Origin of the sequence: Bacteroides sp. 14(A), assembly GCF_000526555.1 — a bacterium.
GTDB lineage: Bacteria > Bacteroidota > Bacteroidia > Bacteroidales > Bacteroidaceae > Bacteroides > Bacteroides cellulosilyticus.
The window spans coordinates 676,399-691,836 of sequence record NZ_JAGH01000005.1 but is presented as its reverse complement, the minus strand read 5'-3'; the positions used below and the strand labels follow the sequence as shown (position 1 = coordinate 691,836).

Here is a 15,438-nt window from a genome sequence, read left to right as displayed (position 1 = left end):
TATATTTATCAAAAAAAGAAAGAGGTTGTGTCAAAATGTGAACTGCACCCCAAAAGTTAGACATAAAACTTTTGGGGTGTTTTTTATGAAGTACAGTTATGAACAAAGGCTCATCATCGTTAGCCGAGTAAAACAAGGAGAAGCAATAGCGCACTTGTCGAAAGAGTATCATATCAGTGCGACTGAGATATTGGCATGGGTGAGAATGTGGGACCACTATGGTCGTTCCGGACTGGAACAACAATCCCATTGCCGTCCTACGGTTAAATTAAAGGAAGAAGTAGTACGTTTAATATTAGAAAAAGGCGTACCTTTGGCCCATGTAAGAGTAGAATACAGAATTGGCAAGACGGCACTACAACGCTGGGTCAGCGTAGTACGCAAGTATGGTTATGGGGCTCTTGAGCCGTCCAAACGCCGAGGAAGACCACCGAAATATCCTATGGGACGCCCAAAGAAGAAAGAACCGCAAACGGAACTTGAGAGGCTTCAGGCTGAAAATCTCCGCCTGAAGGCGGAGAACGCGCTGCTAAAAAAAGCGAAGGCCTTAGTCGAGGCAAAGAAAGCCCAAGCACTTCTGAATGGGCACGGACCATCGACGAACTAAGGTCGGATTATCCTCTTGACTTGCTATTGGAGTTAAGAAAGATGGCTCGTTCTGTGTTCTATTACCATCTGAATCGCCTTAAAGCCGCTGACAGATATGCCAATGAAAAGGAATCGATTAAACTGATTTTTCATGAGCATAAGGGACGCTACGGCTATCGCCGTGTGACAGCGGAGATGCATAATCGTGGTTTTATGTTAAACCACAAGACCATTCAAAAGCTTATGGGTGACTTGGGGCTTAAAAGCAAAATACGCCAGGTGCGCTACCGGTCATACAAAGGTGAGGTCGGTAAGATTGCCCCAAACATAATAGACAGGGATTTTACGGCAGAAGCTCCAAACCGCAAATGGGCGACAGATGTAACACAGATAAATATCGGTTCCGTCAAACTTTATCTCTCGCCGATATTGGATATGTTCAACGGCGAGATAATATCATACAATATCTCCCGGAACCCAAATCTGGAACAGATATACGATATGTTGGATAAAGCGTTTGCAAAGTTCGACAATCTTGACGGCCTTATACTCCATTCTGATCAAGGATGGCAATACCAACATTACGGCTACCGTAAGCGTTTGGAAGAACACCATATAGTACAAAGTATGTCTCGCAAAGGCAACTGCCTTGACAACGCTATGGTGGAGAACTTTTTCGGTATTATGAAGTCTGAACTTCTATATGCCGAGCAATTTGAATCGACCGAAACCTTTATAAAGGCTTTAGATAGCTATATTGAATATTATAATAATAAAAGAATCAAAGCCCGGTTAAATGGAAAGAGCCCGGTACAATACCGAACTCTTTCTATTACGGGATAATGTTTAACCTGTCCAACTTTTGGGGTGCAGTTCAATTTTGACACAACCTCTTTTGCATTTATAAGATATTAAAGGAGAGAGAATTTTATTTGTTTTTTCTCCAGAGTTTACTCATATCTTCCAGGGTCTTGCCCTTCGTTTCGGGTACCCAACGCCAAACGAAGAAGGCAGCTGCAACACAAATGATGCCATACAAACTATATGCGAACATCGGACTGAAGTCGTACAGTGCCGGGAATGTAGAGGATATGATATAGTTGAAAATCCATTGGAAAGCTACTGCAATAGCTACGGCTTTGCCACGGATAGTATTCGGGAAGATTTCTGCAATCAATACCCAGCAAATCGGTCCCCATGACATCATGAAGAATGCTGCGTATACAATTACGGAAAGTACCGGAACGATGCCCTTGATACCCATGCTGTCGCACATTGCCACTGCAAATGCACCTACTGCCATACCGATAGAACCGATAATCAGCAAAGGTTTGCGTCCGAAACGGTCTACAGTAAAGATAGCTACAAGCGTAAATACAATGTTTACAATACCCATGATAACAGTTTGCATCATACCACCACCTTCAGCACCTGCGTTTTCAAAAATACGCGGAGCATAGTAGAGTACGGCATTGATACCGATGGCTTGCTGGAATACGGAAAGCAAAATACCGATAACGATAACTGCCACACCGTAAGAGAACAGTTTCTCTGTCTTTTCCTTGGAAGTAGCCTTGATTTCTGCCAGAATTTCTTTTGCTTTGTTTGCACCATTCACCTTCTCCAGGATAGAGTATGCCTTTTCGTCCTGATGTACCAGCACCAGATAACGCGGAGTCTTCGGTACGAAGAAAAGAAGGAAGCCGAATAATGCAGCCGGGAATGCTTCCGAACCGAACATATAACGCCAGCCGGTTTGCACGCTCCACATATCCGAAGCGGCGTTCACTGACAATATACCTTCAGCACTCTTGTCGATAATAGGATTTGTGTGGTCGCCCATAATCAGGAAGTTGACGAAGTAAACCACCAACATACCGAAGATAATGGCAAACTGGTTACAAGATACCAGTGTTCCACGAATATTAGAGGGTGCAATTTCTGCGATGTACATCGGACATACGGCAGAGGCAAGACCTACACCGATACCGCCCAATACGCGATACAAATTGAATGCGATGAGCAATTCCATGTTTGGCTCACCGTAGTTGAAGAATAAAAATTCGGGATAGTAAGATCCCAATGCAGACAGGAAGAACAGCACGGATGCCAGTCTCAGCGAATTGCGTCGTCCCAAGCGGGAAGCGAAGAAACCGGAAAGAGCACCACCGATCACACAGCCGATAAGTGCACTGGAAGAAGTGATACCGTGCATCACCTTGTCATATTGGAAATCCGTAGCCATCAGGAAGAAAGCTTCCAAGCCCTTCTCCGCACCCGAGATTACCGCCGTATCGTAACCGAACAGCAAGCCTCCCAGAATGGCAACGGTTGTAATAGAATACAGGTAGAGTTTACTACCATTGTTAGCATCATTCATGATAAAAAAGATTAGGTTGATAAATGAGTAAAAAGTGATAAAGAGATAAGGTGGTAGAGTGCCCTCACCCTACCACCTTATTATATTAGCAATACATATTCACGATTGCTTCATACAATTCTTGCTTACCGCTGGTTTGTTTCGGTTCGCCGTTAGCTTTCGCATAAGCTACAACATCTTCCAAAGACAATTTGCCTTCTTCGAATTCCTTGCCCTTGCCACCGTCGAATGATGCGTAACGGTCAGCCAACATCTTCTTGTAAGGAGATTCTTCCAGTAATTTAGCTGCACTTTCCAGAGCACGTGCCATAGCATCCATACCTGCAATGTGAGCGATGAAGATATCTTCCAGGTCGGTAGAGTTACGACGAGTCTTAGCGTCGAAGTTAGTACCGCCATTACCCAAACCACCGTTGCGGATGATCTGCATCATAGCCTGAGTCAATTCGTAGTTATCGATAGGGAATTGGTCAGTATCCCAACCGTTCTGATAGTCACCACGGTTAGCATCGATAGAACCCAACATGCCGTTGTCAACAGCTACAGCCAATTCGTGTTCGAAAGTATGGCCGGCCAAAGTTGCGTGGTTAACCTCGATGTTTACTTTGAAATCCTTATCCAGACCGTGAGCTTTCAGGAAGCCGATCACTGTTTCAGTATCTACGTCATACTGATGTTTTGTCGGTTCCATCGGTTTCGGTTCAATCAGGAAAGTACCTTTGAAACCGCGAGCACGTGCATAGTCACGAGCGATAGTCAACATCTTTGCAAGGTGCTCTTTTTCACGTTTCTGGTCAGTGTTCAGCAAAGACATGTAACCTTCGCGACCGCCCCAGAACACATAGTTTGAACCACCCAGTTCGATAGTAGCGTCAATAGCGTTCTTGATCTGAACAGCAGCGCGTGCTACAACGTCGAAATCAGGATTGGTAGCAGCACCGTTCATATAACGTGCATGACCGAATACGTTAGCAGTACCCCACAACAGCTTGATACCAGTTTCAGCTTGTTTTTCTTTTGCATAAGCTACAATAGCTTTCAGGTTAGCTTCATATTCTTCGATGCTTGCACCTTCAGAAATCAGGTCTACATCGTGGAAGCAATAGTATTCGATACCCATCTTCTGCATGAATTCGAAACCTGCATCCAATTTATTTTTAGCTGCTTGCAAAGCGTCAGAGTCACCATTCCAAGGGAATTGTTTCGTTCCGCCACCGAATTGGTCACCACCTTCTGCGCAGAGAGTGTGCCACCAAGCCATAGCAAACTTCAACCAATCTTTCATCTTCTTACCCATGATTACCTTCTCAGCATCGTAGTAACGATATGCCATCGGGTTCATACTCTCTTTACCTTCGAATTTAATCTTTCCTATTCCGGGAAAATACTCTTTTGTTGCCATAATTTTAATTGAATTTTAAAGGGTTAATTATGTTTTGATTGTTAACTGTACTATTTTAATTCCCCTCGTTTTCAGAGGAGAGTTAAGTTAGCATTATTTTGCCATTGATTTTTCCAAACGATGTTTCCAGCGTGCATAAGCATCTGCATATTCCTGGCGCTTAGCCTGATTAGGCTCGATAACATCCAGTTTTTCCAGCGTTGCGAATGCTTCGTTATTATCCTTATAGATGCCTGCACCGATACCTGCTCCCTTGGCTGCACCTACCGAACCATCCGTATCGTACAGTTCGATTACAGCTCCTGTCACACCTGCCAGCGTATCGCGGAAGATGGAGCTAAGGAACATATTTGCATGGCCTGCATGGATTTTCTGTACAGGGATGCCCATACCTTCCATAATATCTATACCATACTTGAATGAGAATACAATGCCTTCCTGAGCTGCACGCACAATGTGTTGTTTGCCATGCAGATTGAAGTTCAAGCCACGGATAGAGCAGTTGATCTCTTTATTTTCGAGCATACGTTCCGCACCGTTACCGAAGGGCAGGATACTGATACCTGCACTGCCGATAGGAGCTTGTGATGCCAGTACATTCATTTCATTGTAAGAGATGCCTTCGGGAGCAATCGTACGTTTCACCCAAGAATTAAGAATACCCGTACCATTGATGCAAAGCAATACCCCTAGACGGGTTTGTTCGTCCGTATGGTTTACGTGAGCGAATGTATTTACGCGTGATTTCGGATCATAGTTCACTTCACCGTTCACACCATATACAACGCCCGAAGTGCCTGCTGTAGAGGCGATTTCTCCCGGATTGAATACATTCAGTGAAAGAGCGTTATTCGGTTGGTCACCTGCACGATATGTGATCGGTGTACCTTCTTTTAATCCCAATTCTTTTGCTGCGGCAGCATTCACACGTCCTTGTTCGGAGAATGTGGGTTTGATGTCCGCAATTAGAGAGTTATCGAAACCATAATAATCCATCAGGAAGTCGGCTACACGATTGTTCTTGAAATCCCAGAACATACCTTCCGAAAGTCCGGAAACAGTGGTACAGATTTCACCGCTCAACTTCATGGCGATGTAATCACCCGGCAACATAATCTTATAAATCCGTTCGTAGATGGCCGGTTCGTTTTCCTTTATCCATGCCAGTTTAGAGGCAGTGAAGTTACCCGGAGAGTTCAACAGATGTGAGAGACATTTCTCTTCTCCCAGTGTTTCGAAAGCTTTCTGTCCGTAAGGCACAGCACGCGAGTCACACCAGATAATGGAAGGACGCAGCACATTCTGGTCTTTGTCCACACATACCAATCCATGCATCTGATAAGAGATACCGATTGCCTTGATTTCACCTGCGTTTGCACCCGATTCATTCATGACAGCCTGTGTGGCAAGTTTTAGATTTTCCCACCAGCTTTCGGGATTTTGTTCCGCCCAGCCCGGTTTTACTGCAATGATTGCCGCCTCTGTCTTCGGGAAGAAAGCAGAAGATACACATTTGCCGGTTTCGGCGTTTACCAGGCTCGCTTTTACGGACGAGCTTCCAATGTCATAGCCTAATAAATACATGGTATTAATTATGAGTTTTGATTTATGAATTATTTTATTAATACTTATCTTCTTACCTTATTATATATCTTCTTATCGAATCGATAATAGCGTGCGGCACGGTGGGCAACTCCCTGTTGTTTTTCCTCCAATGGAACAACATATTCCATCATCGCTATTTTCTTATGGAAGTTCCGCACGTCAATAGGCTTGCTATATATCAATTCATATAAAGTACGCAGTTGTGATGCCGTAAACTTACGAGGAAGCAGATCGAACAAGGCTGACGGATTAATCTCCACGTACTGGCGGATATATACCAGTGCTTCTTTAATAATCAGATTATGGTCGAAAGCCAATGCCTTAATATCTTGCAGTGCCACCCAATATGCTTCGAAATCAGCCAGATTCCGACTCAGTGCCCGATCTATCTTCACCAATGACAAGTAAGCAATTGTAACGATACGCTCCACCTTCGATTGCATGGCGCGTTCCAGCCAATGAATGTCTTTCGGGTCCTTCGTCCTATTCTTAGAACCGAATGCCTTGAATTGCATCAGATTGACGTTCTTCAAACCCGTTAGTTCGTTCAACACACGCTGGGCAGCTTCGTCCAAATCCTCATCCATATAGATCAGACTTCCGGGAAGCTTCATATCGTGAAAAATTTCACCTTGCTCCTCACCTACACGTTTTATCAACAGAACTTTTAATTGTTCTCCGTCAAAGCCAATCACTACACAGTCTACTGATATATGATTGTTCGCTAATGGGGTTTTATGTTCCATGTTTTGCATAATATCCATGTTTAAGCGCTGCAAATATAAACAGGTTTTTTGAATATACAAGCGCAGAAAACTTAATTTCTATTATGTTATAAAGCACTATTTTTCAATATGATAGATATCGTACATTTTACAATATCAAAATATGGTCTTATCGTTGAAAGTACAATATGTATTGTTGATAAACGGAAGAATCAGGTAATTGTAGGAAGTACAATAAGAGTGAAGTGCTTTATTTTTAAGGATTTTAGTATACCGGAAGATTAAAAAGACAAGTACCTCTTATTGTATTTTAGTTGAAGTGCTATAAAAAGATTTTTTTCTCATCTATCCCTCTGCTTCCCAATAAACTCCCTTCTCCGAACGGAGGGAGTTAAAATAGCTTATTGCACAAAAATCCTTCGTTTGTGCGGTCAATATCAGAAAAAGCTATACCTTTGCACCACTTTTTTAATTAACTACTAAAACAAGAACAGTATGAAAGCATTTGTATTTCCGGGTCAAGGCGCCCAATTCGTAGGAATGGGAAAAGACTTGTATGAAAACTCCGCTTTAGCAAAAGAATTGTTTGAAAAAGCCAATGATATCCTGGGATATCGCATTACGGATATTATGTTCAACGGTACAGACGAAGACTTGCGTCAAACGAAGGTAACTCAGCCTGCTGTATTCCTCCACTCCGTTATCTCCGCACTTTGTATGGGGGATGATTTTAAACCTGAGATGACTGCCGGTCACTCATTGGGCGAATTCTCTGCTCTGGTTGCTGCCGGTGCATTGAGTTTCGAAGATGGGTTGAAGCTGGTTTATGCCCGTGCCATGGCCATGCAGAAAGCTTGCGAGGCACAGCCCTCTACAATGGCGGCTATCATTGCCCTCTCCGATGAAAAAGTAGAAGAAATCTGCGAGCAAGTAACCGCTGAAGGCGAAGTTTGCGTTGCAGCCAACTATAACTGCCCGGGACAGATCGTAATTTCCGGTTCTATCGAAGGCATCAATAAGGCATGCGAACTGATGAAAGCTGCCGGAGCAAAACGTGCTTTGCCTTTGAAGGTAGGCGGCGCTTTCCACTCTCCGCTGATGAATCCTGCAAAAGTTGAATTGGAAGCGGCTATCAACGCTACTGAAATCCACGCTCCCAAATGCCCGGTTTATCAGAATGTAGATGCATTGCCTCACACTGATCCGGAAGAGATCAAGAAGAATCTCGTAGCTCAGCTGACAGCTTCTGTACGCTGGACACAGACTGTTAAGAATATGGTTGCTGATGGTGCTACCGACTTCACAGAATGTGGCCCAGGTGCTGTACTGCAGGGTCTGATCAAGAAGATTGCACCGGAGGTATCTGCTCACGGTATTGCATAATCCTTAAATACAATATATTTGTAGGGGTTGTGTCAAAACGTTGGCACAACCTTTTTCTATAATTTATAGTCCTGTTATCTTTTCTTTTGTCTACGCCGCTTTTTTCTCATTCATTTGGTAACAAGTTGCTATCTTCCCGTTGTATCGGGTTATAAATAGTCCAATAAATATAGATTTAGCAAGTGTAATGAGCTCCTTTCCTGCTTTTCTCAGTTTTGCACACATCTTTTTGATATTAAAAGCTATGGCAAAGAAGGCAAAGTCCATTTTCACCTTGTCTTCTCCCACATGCCGGAACCTTCTGTATGCCATGTTGTATTTCATTTGTCCGAAAACAGCTTCCGGTTCTATACACCGCCTGCCTCTATGCCTGATTCCTTCTTCTGAGAGTAACCTTTCCCGTGCCTGCCGTTTATATTGGTTTAACCGGTGGTTGACTTCTATAATACGGTTCCCCTGTGCTTTAAAACAACTTCCATGCAAAGGACAACCTTCGCATCTTTGTGTTTTATACCGGGCACTTTCGGTGATGTATCCGCTCGCTGTTTTGTCACGTCTGGTTCCTATGCGGTTCATGTGTTGCCCCATCGGACAAACGTAATAATCCTCCCCCGCATTGTAATGGAGACTTTCCGCATGGAACGGGTTGGGAGCATAACGGGGACGCTGCTCTTTATGGAAGTAGTTGTACTTGACAAAGGCCTCTATCCCATTTTCCTGCATGAACCGGTAATTTTCTTCCGAGCCGTAACCGGAGTCTGCCACACCGATACCCGGTAAGCGGTTATAGCGGTGCTGGAAGGAGTGGAAGAAAGGGATCAGGGTCAGCGTATCGGTGGGGTTGGGAAACAGCCGGAAGTCTATGATGAACTGGTTTTCAGTACCTATTTGTAAATTATACCCGGGCTTGGTCTGCCCGTTCTTCATGGCGTCTTCTTTCATACGCATGAATGTGGCATCAGGATCGGTCTTGGAATAGGAATTACGTTCTCCAAGGACTTCAAGGTGATTGTCGTATTCCATCAGCTTGTCACGATACCCTTCAAGTTCCCTGACCTGTTTCTTCTTTTCACGCAAGGCTTTCTTTTGTTCCTTGTCCTGTGTTGTAGGTTGGTGTTCCAGCACTTCTTTGAGTTCATCCACTATGTTAGAGAGCATGGAGGGAGTCAACTCCACGGATGTGTCTTTTGCAGAGTTCTCCTGTACAATGGCTTCATCCACCTGTTCCAGAAGGATGCGAATCTTATTCAGCAACCTTGTACGGTTCTTTTCGACTGTCTTGCGCCAGACAAAAGTATATTTATTAGCCTTGGACTCAATCTTGGTACCGTCGATATACTCCACGTCAAGACTGATGAAACCCTTGTCGGCAAGGACAAGAACCAACTGCGTGAAGACGTTGTTTATCTCCTCCTTTACACGGTTACGGAAACGGTTGATAGTTATGAAATCCGGATGCTCATGACCGGCAAGCCAGATATAATGGATGTCACGCAAAAGAAGCTTCTCTATTTTACGGCAGGAATAGATATTATTCATGTAAGCGTAGATAATTACCTTGAGCATCATTTTAGGATGATAAGCAGAGCGCCCCGCTTCTTTATAAAGCTTCTTGAAATTATCAAGATTGAGATTATCAACAACTGCATTGACTATGCGGACCGGATCGTCCGCAGCTATGTTTTCATCAATTCTTTGTGGAAAAAGAACGGTTTGGTTGGGAATGTAAGGACGAAAATGTAACTTTGCCATAACGAAAAAACTGATGCCTAAAGTTACATAAACTTTGGGTAATAACAAAGCCCGGGCTTGGGAAAGTCTGGGCTTTGCGCATAAAAAAAGGTTGTGCCAGCATTTGAACTGCACCCCAAAAGTTGGACAGGTTAAACATTATCCCGTAATAGAAAGAGTTCGGTATTGTACCGGGCTCTTTCCATTTAACCGGGCTTTGATTCTTTTATTATTATAATATTCAATATAGCTATCTAAAGCCTTTATAAAGGTTTCGGTCGATTCAAATTGCTCGGCATATAGAAGTTCAGACTTCATAATACCGAAAAAGTTCTCCACCATAGCGTTGTCAAGGCAGTTGCCTTTGCGAGACATACTTTGTACTATATGGTGTTCTTCCAAACGCTTACGGTAGCCGTAATGTTGGTATTGCCATCCTTGATCAGAATGGAGTATAAGGCCGTCAAGATTGTCGAACTTTGCAAACGCTTTATCCAACATATCGTATATCTGTTCCAGATTTGGGTTCCGGGAGATATTGTATGATATTATCTCGCCGTTGAACATATCCAATATCGGCGAGAGATAAAGTTTGACGGAACCGATATTTATCTGTGTTACATCTGTCGCCCATTTGCGGTTTGGAGCTTCTGCCGTAAAATCCCTGTCTATTATGTTTGGGGCAATCTTACCGACCTCACCTTTGTATGACCGGTAGCGCACCTGGCGTATTTTGCTTTTAAGCCCCAAGTCACCCATAAGCTTTTGAATGGTCTTGTGGTTTAACATAAAACCACGATTATGCATCTCCGCTGTCACACGGCGATAGCCGTAGCGTCCCTTATGCTCATGAAAAATCAGTTTAATCGATTCCTTTTCATTGGCATATCTGTCAGCGGCTTTAAGGCGATTCAGATGGTAATAGAACACAGAACGAGCCATCTTTCTTAACTCCAATAGCAAGTCAAGAGGATAATCCGACCTTAGTTCGTCGATGGTCCGTGCCCATTCAGAAGTGCTTGGGCTTTCTTTGCCTCGACTAAGGCCTTCGCTTTTTTTAGCAGCGCGTTCTCCGCCTTCAGGCGGAGATTTTCAGCCTGAAGCCTCTCAAGTTCCGTTTGCGGTTCTTTCTTCTTTGGGCGTCCCATAGGATATTTCGGTGGTCTTCCTCGGCGTTTGGACGGCTCAAGAGCCCCATAACCATACTTGCGTACTACGCTGACCCAGCGTTGTAGTGCCGTCTTGCCAATTCTGTATTCTACTCTTACATGGGCCAAAGGTACGCCTTTTTCTAATATTAAACGTACTACTTCTTCCTTTAATTTAACCGTAGGACGGCAATGGGATTGTTGTTCCAGTCCGGAACGACCATAGTGGTCCCACATTCTCACCCATGCCAATATCTCAGTCGCACTGATATGATACTCTTTCGACAAGTGCGCTATTGCTTCTCCTTGTTTTACTCGGCTAACGATGATGAGCCTTTGTTCATAACTGTACTTCATAAAAAACACCCCAAAAGTTTTATGTCTAACTTTTGGGGTGCAGTTCACATTTTGACACAACCTCTTATTTTGTAATCGTACTATCCGCATTCAGAATAGGGAGATAAACAGCATCTCAACAAAACTTTTTCATGTAAGTATGAAAGTTCTACATTCAACTTGCATTATCTTTGCAAAAACATGCATGATATGGAGAAAATCAACGAATACAGAAACACCCTTGCAATGCCTCTTTGCAAACTATCAATAGATAAGTTGGTGCAGAAAATATGCCTGCATCCGGAATACCTTAAAGATATATACCAGTTGATTTCCGATGATAAAATTGTCGTTTCATGGCGGGCTGTATGGGCATGTGAGAAAGTGAGTGAGAAACATCCCGGTTGGTTTGTTCCATTGCTGGATGATATTATTCAGCGATTATTAGTCTGCAAACATGATGGTTCCAAACGGTTGTTGCTGTCTATATTATATAATGTACCTGCATCTGATCCTGTCTCTGTCGATTTGCTAAATTATTGCCTGGATCATATGTTAGCCCCACAAGAAAGTATCGGTGTGCAGGCGTTGTCTATCAGAATGGCTTACCAGCTTTGCAAGTCTGAGCCGGAACTTTTGAAAGAGCTACAACTCATATTAGAGAATGCAGATACCGAATATTATTCCACGGGCGTTAAAACTACCATACGGAATATCCTGAAAAAGATAAATAAATAAGTTCCCGTTTCTACATCCTTTTTTCACTCCTGATTTGATGAGCAACACATTTACTGGGTATGCACAATTTTTCTGTAATCCCCATCACTTTTCTTCTTAAACCCATTACTTAGCAATACCTTTATTGAAGCTGCGTTTTCTTCCGAAGGGTCTGCTGCTATTTCACGTCCTCCCAATTCAATGATCTTCTCTTCCAACTTCCGGATAATCATTTTACCGATGCCTCTATTCAGATACTCTTCTTCACCAATCAAATATCCGATCTCGTAAGTATGGTTCTTTTCGGGGATGTCTCCATACAAACTCTCAAAGTCGTGCCCTTCTTCCTCCAAGTCCTTCAAGAAAAAACAATCAGCAAAAAGACAATACCCAATCTTCTTATCTTTATAGTAAACAATAAAATGTCTTATGAAGTCATACTTACCATTTCTGTTGTTTACCTCATCCAACCAGGCCTCTCTTTGTTCTTCCCCATCCGGACACAGCCACTTATAGATATAATCTTTATTCAACCACCTGTCAAACAACGGTATATCTTCGTCAAGCAAAGGCATTAATGCAATTTCATTCTTATTGATCATAAGCTTATTGAAGTCATTTTCATGTTTATTCAACCCGATTCCCTTTCACATCTATAAAGAAAGTTTCGCCGTTCAGCTTCACCTTTGCTTTACCATCTTTATTAAAATAGCGGGCGTCATCATATATAAAAGGAATAACCTCTTTCCCTGCCTGATCTATAAAGCCGCATTTACCCTCCATGCATACTGCTGCCAGCCCGGTTTTGGTAAAAGACCATGCAGGATTATATATACATGGAATCACTTCCTTCCCCGTTTTATCCACATACCCCCACCAACCATTCTGCCTGACTAATGCCAATCCTACAGAAAAGGCATGGGCATAGTCATAGATAAACGGCACGACTTCTTCGCCTGTTGCTGCATCTATAAAGCCCCATTTACCATCGTATTCCGTTGGTACTAATTTTTGTACTTTCATTTTTTGAGTATCCATAATTGCTGTAATCCGTTAAACTTTGAATCGATAAACAAGAAATAGTTCAGAGGAATGAACTTACCCATATTGCGGAACATTCAGAATCAGCATACAGAGTATGCTCAGTGGCAAAGATAAAGATAAAAAGCGAGAATAAAACACCGGTTAAGAAGAAAGCTTGTGAAACGAAGCGCAATCAGAAAGAAAAAACAGATTTCAAAAGAATAATTCTCCGCTTTATACTATTTTTGCAGAAAGCGCTTAAAAAGTATTCTTATGGATTATAAAATAAATGCCCCGACCGATGGAGATGAGATGATATTCAGACATGCGGATATCTTTTTCAGTTGTTTCTACAATGACGAAAATCATTGTGTACATCAATCCCGCGAGCACGCCATGAACTATGTTTATTCAGGCGAAATGCTCATTGATGACGGGAACAAAATCACCCATGTACAGAAAGGCGAGTGTGTGTTTATCCGGCGCGACCACCGGGTTACGCTGACTAAGAAACCACTCGACGGCGAGCAGTATTGCGGTATTTTCCTGATGTTTACACGGCGTTTCCTGCGCGAGATGTTTCAGCGACTTCCTTCGGATAAAGCGCTGGACAATGTGTCCAAAGTCCGTTCAAGCGTGATTAAATTGCCTATCAGTATGGAAATTGACAGCCTGTTCACTTCGATGACTCCTTACTTCAACCAGAAGCTCCGGGCACAGGACGATTTCATGAATCTGAAATTGCAGGAGGGACTGCTGGCGTTGCTACATATCGACGAACGCTTTTATCCTACACTCTTTGATTTTAACGAACCTTGGAAAATTGACATCCTGGAATTCATGGAACAAAATTATATGTACGATTTCAGTATGGAAGATTTAGCTACATTTACGGGACGTAGTTTGGCTACGTTCAAACGGGATTTCAAGAAGATCAGCACCCTTACTCCGCAAAAATGGCTGATTCACAAACGCCTCGAAGCGGCCTACGAGAAAATGAAAACCGGCACACGGAAAGTACAGGACGTTTATCTGGAAGTAGGATTCAAGAATCCATCCCACTTTGCTACGGCTTTTAAAAAACAATTCGGCGTCTCTCCTACCGCTATCTCCCAATAAATTTCCGTGAGTTGCGATTGATATAGTAAATTGAGCTTCTGAGAAAGATTCTTTGAGCCTCGCAGCAAATCCGCTGCGGGGCTTTTGCGTTAACTTTGCATTGTTGAATCAAAAGACAAAAAACAATGAAAAAAGTAATAATGCTAATCATGCCTCTGATGCTGACAGTTGTTAGTGTTCAGGCACAAAATCAAAAAGAAATGAAAGGTAGTAATATTAAAGCACAGGAGTTAGTTCTCACGCAGGAATGGGACAAGACTTTCCCACAGTCCAACAAAGTGAATCACCGTAAAGTGACGTTTGTCAACCGCTATGGAATTACATTGGCAGCAGATCTCTATGAACCGAAAGATGCGAAAGGCGCATTGGCAGCCATTGCAGTAAGCGGTCCTTTCGGTGCCGTAAAGGAGCAGTCCAGCGGATTATATGCGCAAACAATGGCTGAACAAGGTTTCCTTACTATCGCCTTCGATCCCTCATTTACAGGTGAGAGTGGTGGCGAACCTCGCAGGGTTGCTTCACCGGACATCAATACGGAAGATTTTCAGGCTGCCGTCGATTTTCTCTCCACCCAGCCGAATGTTGACCCGGAACGTATCGGTATTATCGGCATTTGCGGATGGGGCGGTCTGGCACTTAATGCAGCTGCTATCGACACACGCATCAAGGCTACTGTTGCCTCTACAATGTACAACATGAACCGCGTAAATGCAAATGGCTATTTTGATGCCGACAACAATGAAAACGCCCGTTACGAGAAACGCAAGCAACTCAATGCACAGCGTACCAAAGAGTATGCCCAGGGTTATTATGAACAAGGCGGTGGCGTGGTCGATCCGTTGCCAGCCGATGCACCTCAGTTTGTGAAGGATTATTACGATTATTATAAGACACAGCGCGGATATCACAAGCGTTCGGGCAATTCCAACGATGGATGGACAGTTACCGGCCCAATGTCATTCCTGAATCAGCCTATTCTTGCTTATAGCAAAGAAATCCGCTCTGCCGTACTGATTATGCATGGTGAAAAAGCACATTCCCGCTATTTCAGTGAAGACGCCTACCGCGATATGACCTCTTACACCAACTATCGTGACAATAAGGAACTTCTTATCATTCCAGGTGCCTCACACACCGACCTTTACGACGGTGGAGGAAAAAATGTCATTCCATTCGATAAATTGGCGGCATTCTTCAACGAGAATCTGAAATAAGAAAACTCGGGAAACGTGGAAAATGATTTCCATCGTAAAATAGCTTACTGAAATTTGGCATGCCGTT

The 15,438-nt window shown here is 43.2% G+C and carries 13 protein-coding genes and 2 pseudogenes; 6 read left to right on the top strand and 9 right to left on the bottom strand.

What is annotated here, in order from left to right; translation table 11 throughout:
* The first annotated feature begins 85 nt into the window (after positions 1–85).
* Positions 86–607, top strand: a complete 522-nt coding sequence (locus tag K429_RS0125820; RefSeq protein ID WP_025726501.1) for a helix-turn-helix domain-containing protein — start codon at positions 86–88, stop codon at positions 605–607.
* Positions 592–1,431: pseudogene (locus K429_RS0125815) on the top strand (IS3 family transposase); the annotation flags it as partial. The gene K429_RS0125820 and the pseudogene K429_RS0125815, both read left to right, overlap by 16 nt.
* An 85-nt stretch (positions 1,432–1,516) precedes the next feature.
* Here K429_RS0125815 and xylE read toward each other — a convergent pair.
* From xylE to K429_RS0125795, 4 genes are all read right to left on the bottom strand, one after another.
* Positions 1,517–2,968 carry a D-xylose transporter XylE gene (gene xylE / locus K429_RS0125810; protein ID WP_022210067.1) on the bottom strand — a complete coding sequence of 484 codons (1,452 nt, stop codon included), beginning with the start codon at positions 2,966–2,968 and terminating at the stop codon, positions 1,517–1,519.
* Positions 2,969–3,053: 85 nt separating this feature from the next.
* A complete protein-coding gene (xylA, locus tag K429_RS0125805) occupies positions 3,054–4,370 on the bottom strand; it encodes a xylose isomerase (RefSeq protein WP_007214097.1) in 1,317 nt (438 codons plus the stop codon).
* A 93-nt stretch (positions 4,371–4,463) separates the two neighbouring features.
* A complete protein-coding gene (locus K429_RS0125800; protein ID WP_007218455.1) occupies positions 4,464–5,954 on the bottom strand; it encodes a xylulokinase in 1,491 nt (496 codons plus the stop codon).
* 44 nt (positions 5,955–5,998) lie between these two features.
* Positions 5,999–6,730, bottom strand: coding sequence for an NUDIX domain-containing protein (locus tag K429_RS0125795; protein ID WP_029328626.1), 732 nt, complete (start codon positions 6,728–6,730; stop codon positions 5,999–6,001).
* A gap of 465 nt (positions 6,731–7,195) precedes the next feature.
* Here K429_RS0125795 and fabD point away from each other — a divergent pair, with 465 nt between their 5' ends.
* The gene (fabD, locus tag K429_RS0125790; RefSeq protein WP_007214093.1) at positions 7,196–8,083 is read left to right on the top strand and encodes an ACP S-malonyltransferase; all 888 of its coding nucleotides are present in this window, start codon (positions 7,196–7,198) and stop codon (positions 8,081–8,083) included.
* 90 nt (positions 8,084–8,173) lie between these two features.
* Here the strand turns inward: fabD and K429_RS0125785 are convergent, their stop codons facing one another.
* The 3 genes and pseudogenes from K429_RS0125785 to K429_RS0125775 form a co-directional block, all read right to left on the bottom strand.
* Positions 8,174–9,835, bottom strand: a complete 1,662-nt coding sequence (locus K429_RS0125785) for an IS1182 family transposase (RefSeq protein ID WP_029328625.1) — start codon at positions 9,833–9,835, stop codon at positions 8,174–8,176.
* A gap of 138 nt (positions 9,836–9,973) precedes the next feature.
* Positions 9,974–10,813, bottom strand: a pseudogene (locus K429_RS0125780) (IS3 family transposase); the annotation flags it as partial.
* Positions 10,798–11,319: a helix-turn-helix domain-containing protein gene (locus K429_RS0125775; protein WP_025726501.1), complete on the bottom strand. Its 522-nt coding sequence runs from the start codon at positions 11,317–11,319 to the stop codon at positions 10,798–10,800. The gene K429_RS0125775 and the pseudogene K429_RS0125780, both read right to left, overlap by 16 nt.
* Before the next feature lie 189 nt (positions 11,320–11,508).
* Here K429_RS0125775 and K429_RS0125770 point away from each other — a divergent pair, with 189 nt between their 5' ends.
* A complete protein-coding gene (locus K429_RS0125770; protein ID WP_029328624.1) occupies positions 11,509–12,036 on the top strand; it encodes a hypothetical protein in 528 nt (175 codons plus the stop codon).
* Between the two features lie 50 nt (positions 12,037–12,086).
* Here the strand turns inward: K429_RS0125770 and K429_RS0125765 are convergent, their stop codons facing one another.
* Together K429_RS0125765 and K429_RS0125760 are read right to left on the bottom strand one after the other, a co-directional pair.
* Positions 12,087–12,617 carry a GNAT family N-acetyltransferase gene (locus K429_RS0125765; protein WP_029328623.1) on the bottom strand — a complete coding sequence of 177 codons (531 nt, stop codon included), beginning with the start codon at positions 12,615–12,617 and terminating at the stop codon, positions 12,087–12,089.
* Between the two features lie 25 nt (positions 12,618–12,642).
* On the bottom strand, positions 12,643–13,038 hold the full coding sequence (locus K429_RS0125760) for a WG repeat-containing protein (protein WP_231501916.1): 396 nt from the start codon (positions 13,036–13,038) through the stop codon (positions 12,643–12,645).
* Positions 13,039–13,311: 273 nt separating this feature from the next.
* Here K429_RS0125760 and K429_RS0125750 point away from each other — a divergent pair, with 273 nt between their 5' ends.
* Both K429_RS0125750 and K429_RS0125745 read left to right on the top strand, forming a co-directional pair.
* Positions 13,312–14,157, top strand: a complete 846-nt coding sequence (locus K429_RS0125750; RefSeq protein ID WP_029328620.1) for an AraC family transcriptional regulator — start codon at positions 13,312–13,314, stop codon at positions 14,155–14,157.
* A gap of 125 nt (positions 14,158–14,282) precedes the next feature.
* Positions 14,283–15,371: an alpha/beta hydrolase gene (locus K429_RS0125745; RefSeq protein ID WP_369796101.1), complete on the top strand. Its 1,089-nt coding sequence runs from the start codon at positions 14,283–14,285 to the stop codon at positions 15,369–15,371.
* Positions 15,372–15,438: the final 67 nt, after the last annotated feature.

What these genes read in the sequence shown, in the direction of transcription:
- xylE (WP_022210067.1), bottom strand. Translation starts at nt 2,968, where the DNA reads ATGAATGATGCTAACAATGGTAGTAAACTCTACCTGTATTCTATTACA.
- K429_RS0125745 (WP_369796101.1), top strand. Translation starts at nt 14,283, where the DNA reads ATGAAAAAAGTAATAATGCTAATCATGCCTCTGATGCTGACAGTTGTT.
- K429_RS0125795 (WP_029328626.1), bottom strand. Translation starts at nt 6,730, where the DNA reads ATGCAAAACATGGAACATAAAACCCCATTAGCGAACAATCATATATCA.
- K429_RS0125750 (WP_029328620.1), top strand. Translation starts at nt 13,312, where the DNA reads ATGGATTATAAAATAAATGCCCCGACCGATGGAGATGAGATGATATTC.
- K429_RS0125760 (WP_231501916.1), bottom strand. Translation starts at nt 13,038, where the DNA reads ATGAAAGTACAAAAATTAGTACCAACGGAATACGATGGTAAATGGGGC.
- K429_RS0125775 (WP_025726501.1), bottom strand. Translation starts at nt 11,319, where the DNA reads ATGAAGTACAGTTATGAACAAAGGCTCATCATCGTTAGCCGAGTAAAA.
- K429_RS0125765 (WP_029328623.1), bottom strand. Translation starts at nt 12,617, where the DNA reads ATGATCAATAAGAATGAAATTGCATTAATGCCTTTGCTTGACGAAGAT.
- fabD (WP_007214093.1), top strand. Translation starts at nt 7,196, where the DNA reads ATGAAAGCATTTGTATTTCCGGGTCAAGGCGCCCAATTCGTAGGAATG.
- K429_RS0125820 (WP_025726501.1), top strand. Translation starts at nt 86, where the DNA reads ATGAAGTACAGTTATGAACAAAGGCTCATCATCGTTAGCCGAGTAAAA.
- K429_RS0125785 (WP_029328625.1), bottom strand. Translation starts at nt 9,835, where the DNA reads ATGGCAAAGTTACATTTTCGTCCTTACATTCCCAACCAAACCGTTCTT.
- xylA (WP_007214097.1), bottom strand. Translation starts at nt 4,370, where the DNA reads ATGGCAACAAAAGAGTATTTTCCCGGAATAGGAAAGATTAAATTCGAA.
- K429_RS0125800 (WP_007218455.1), bottom strand. Translation starts at nt 5,954, where the DNA reads ATGTATTTATTAGGCTATGACATTGGAAGCTCGTCCGTAAAAGCGAGC.
- K429_RS0125770 (WP_029328624.1), top strand. Translation starts at nt 11,509, where the DNA reads ATGGAGAAAATCAACGAATACAGAAACACCCTTGCAATGCCTCTTTGC.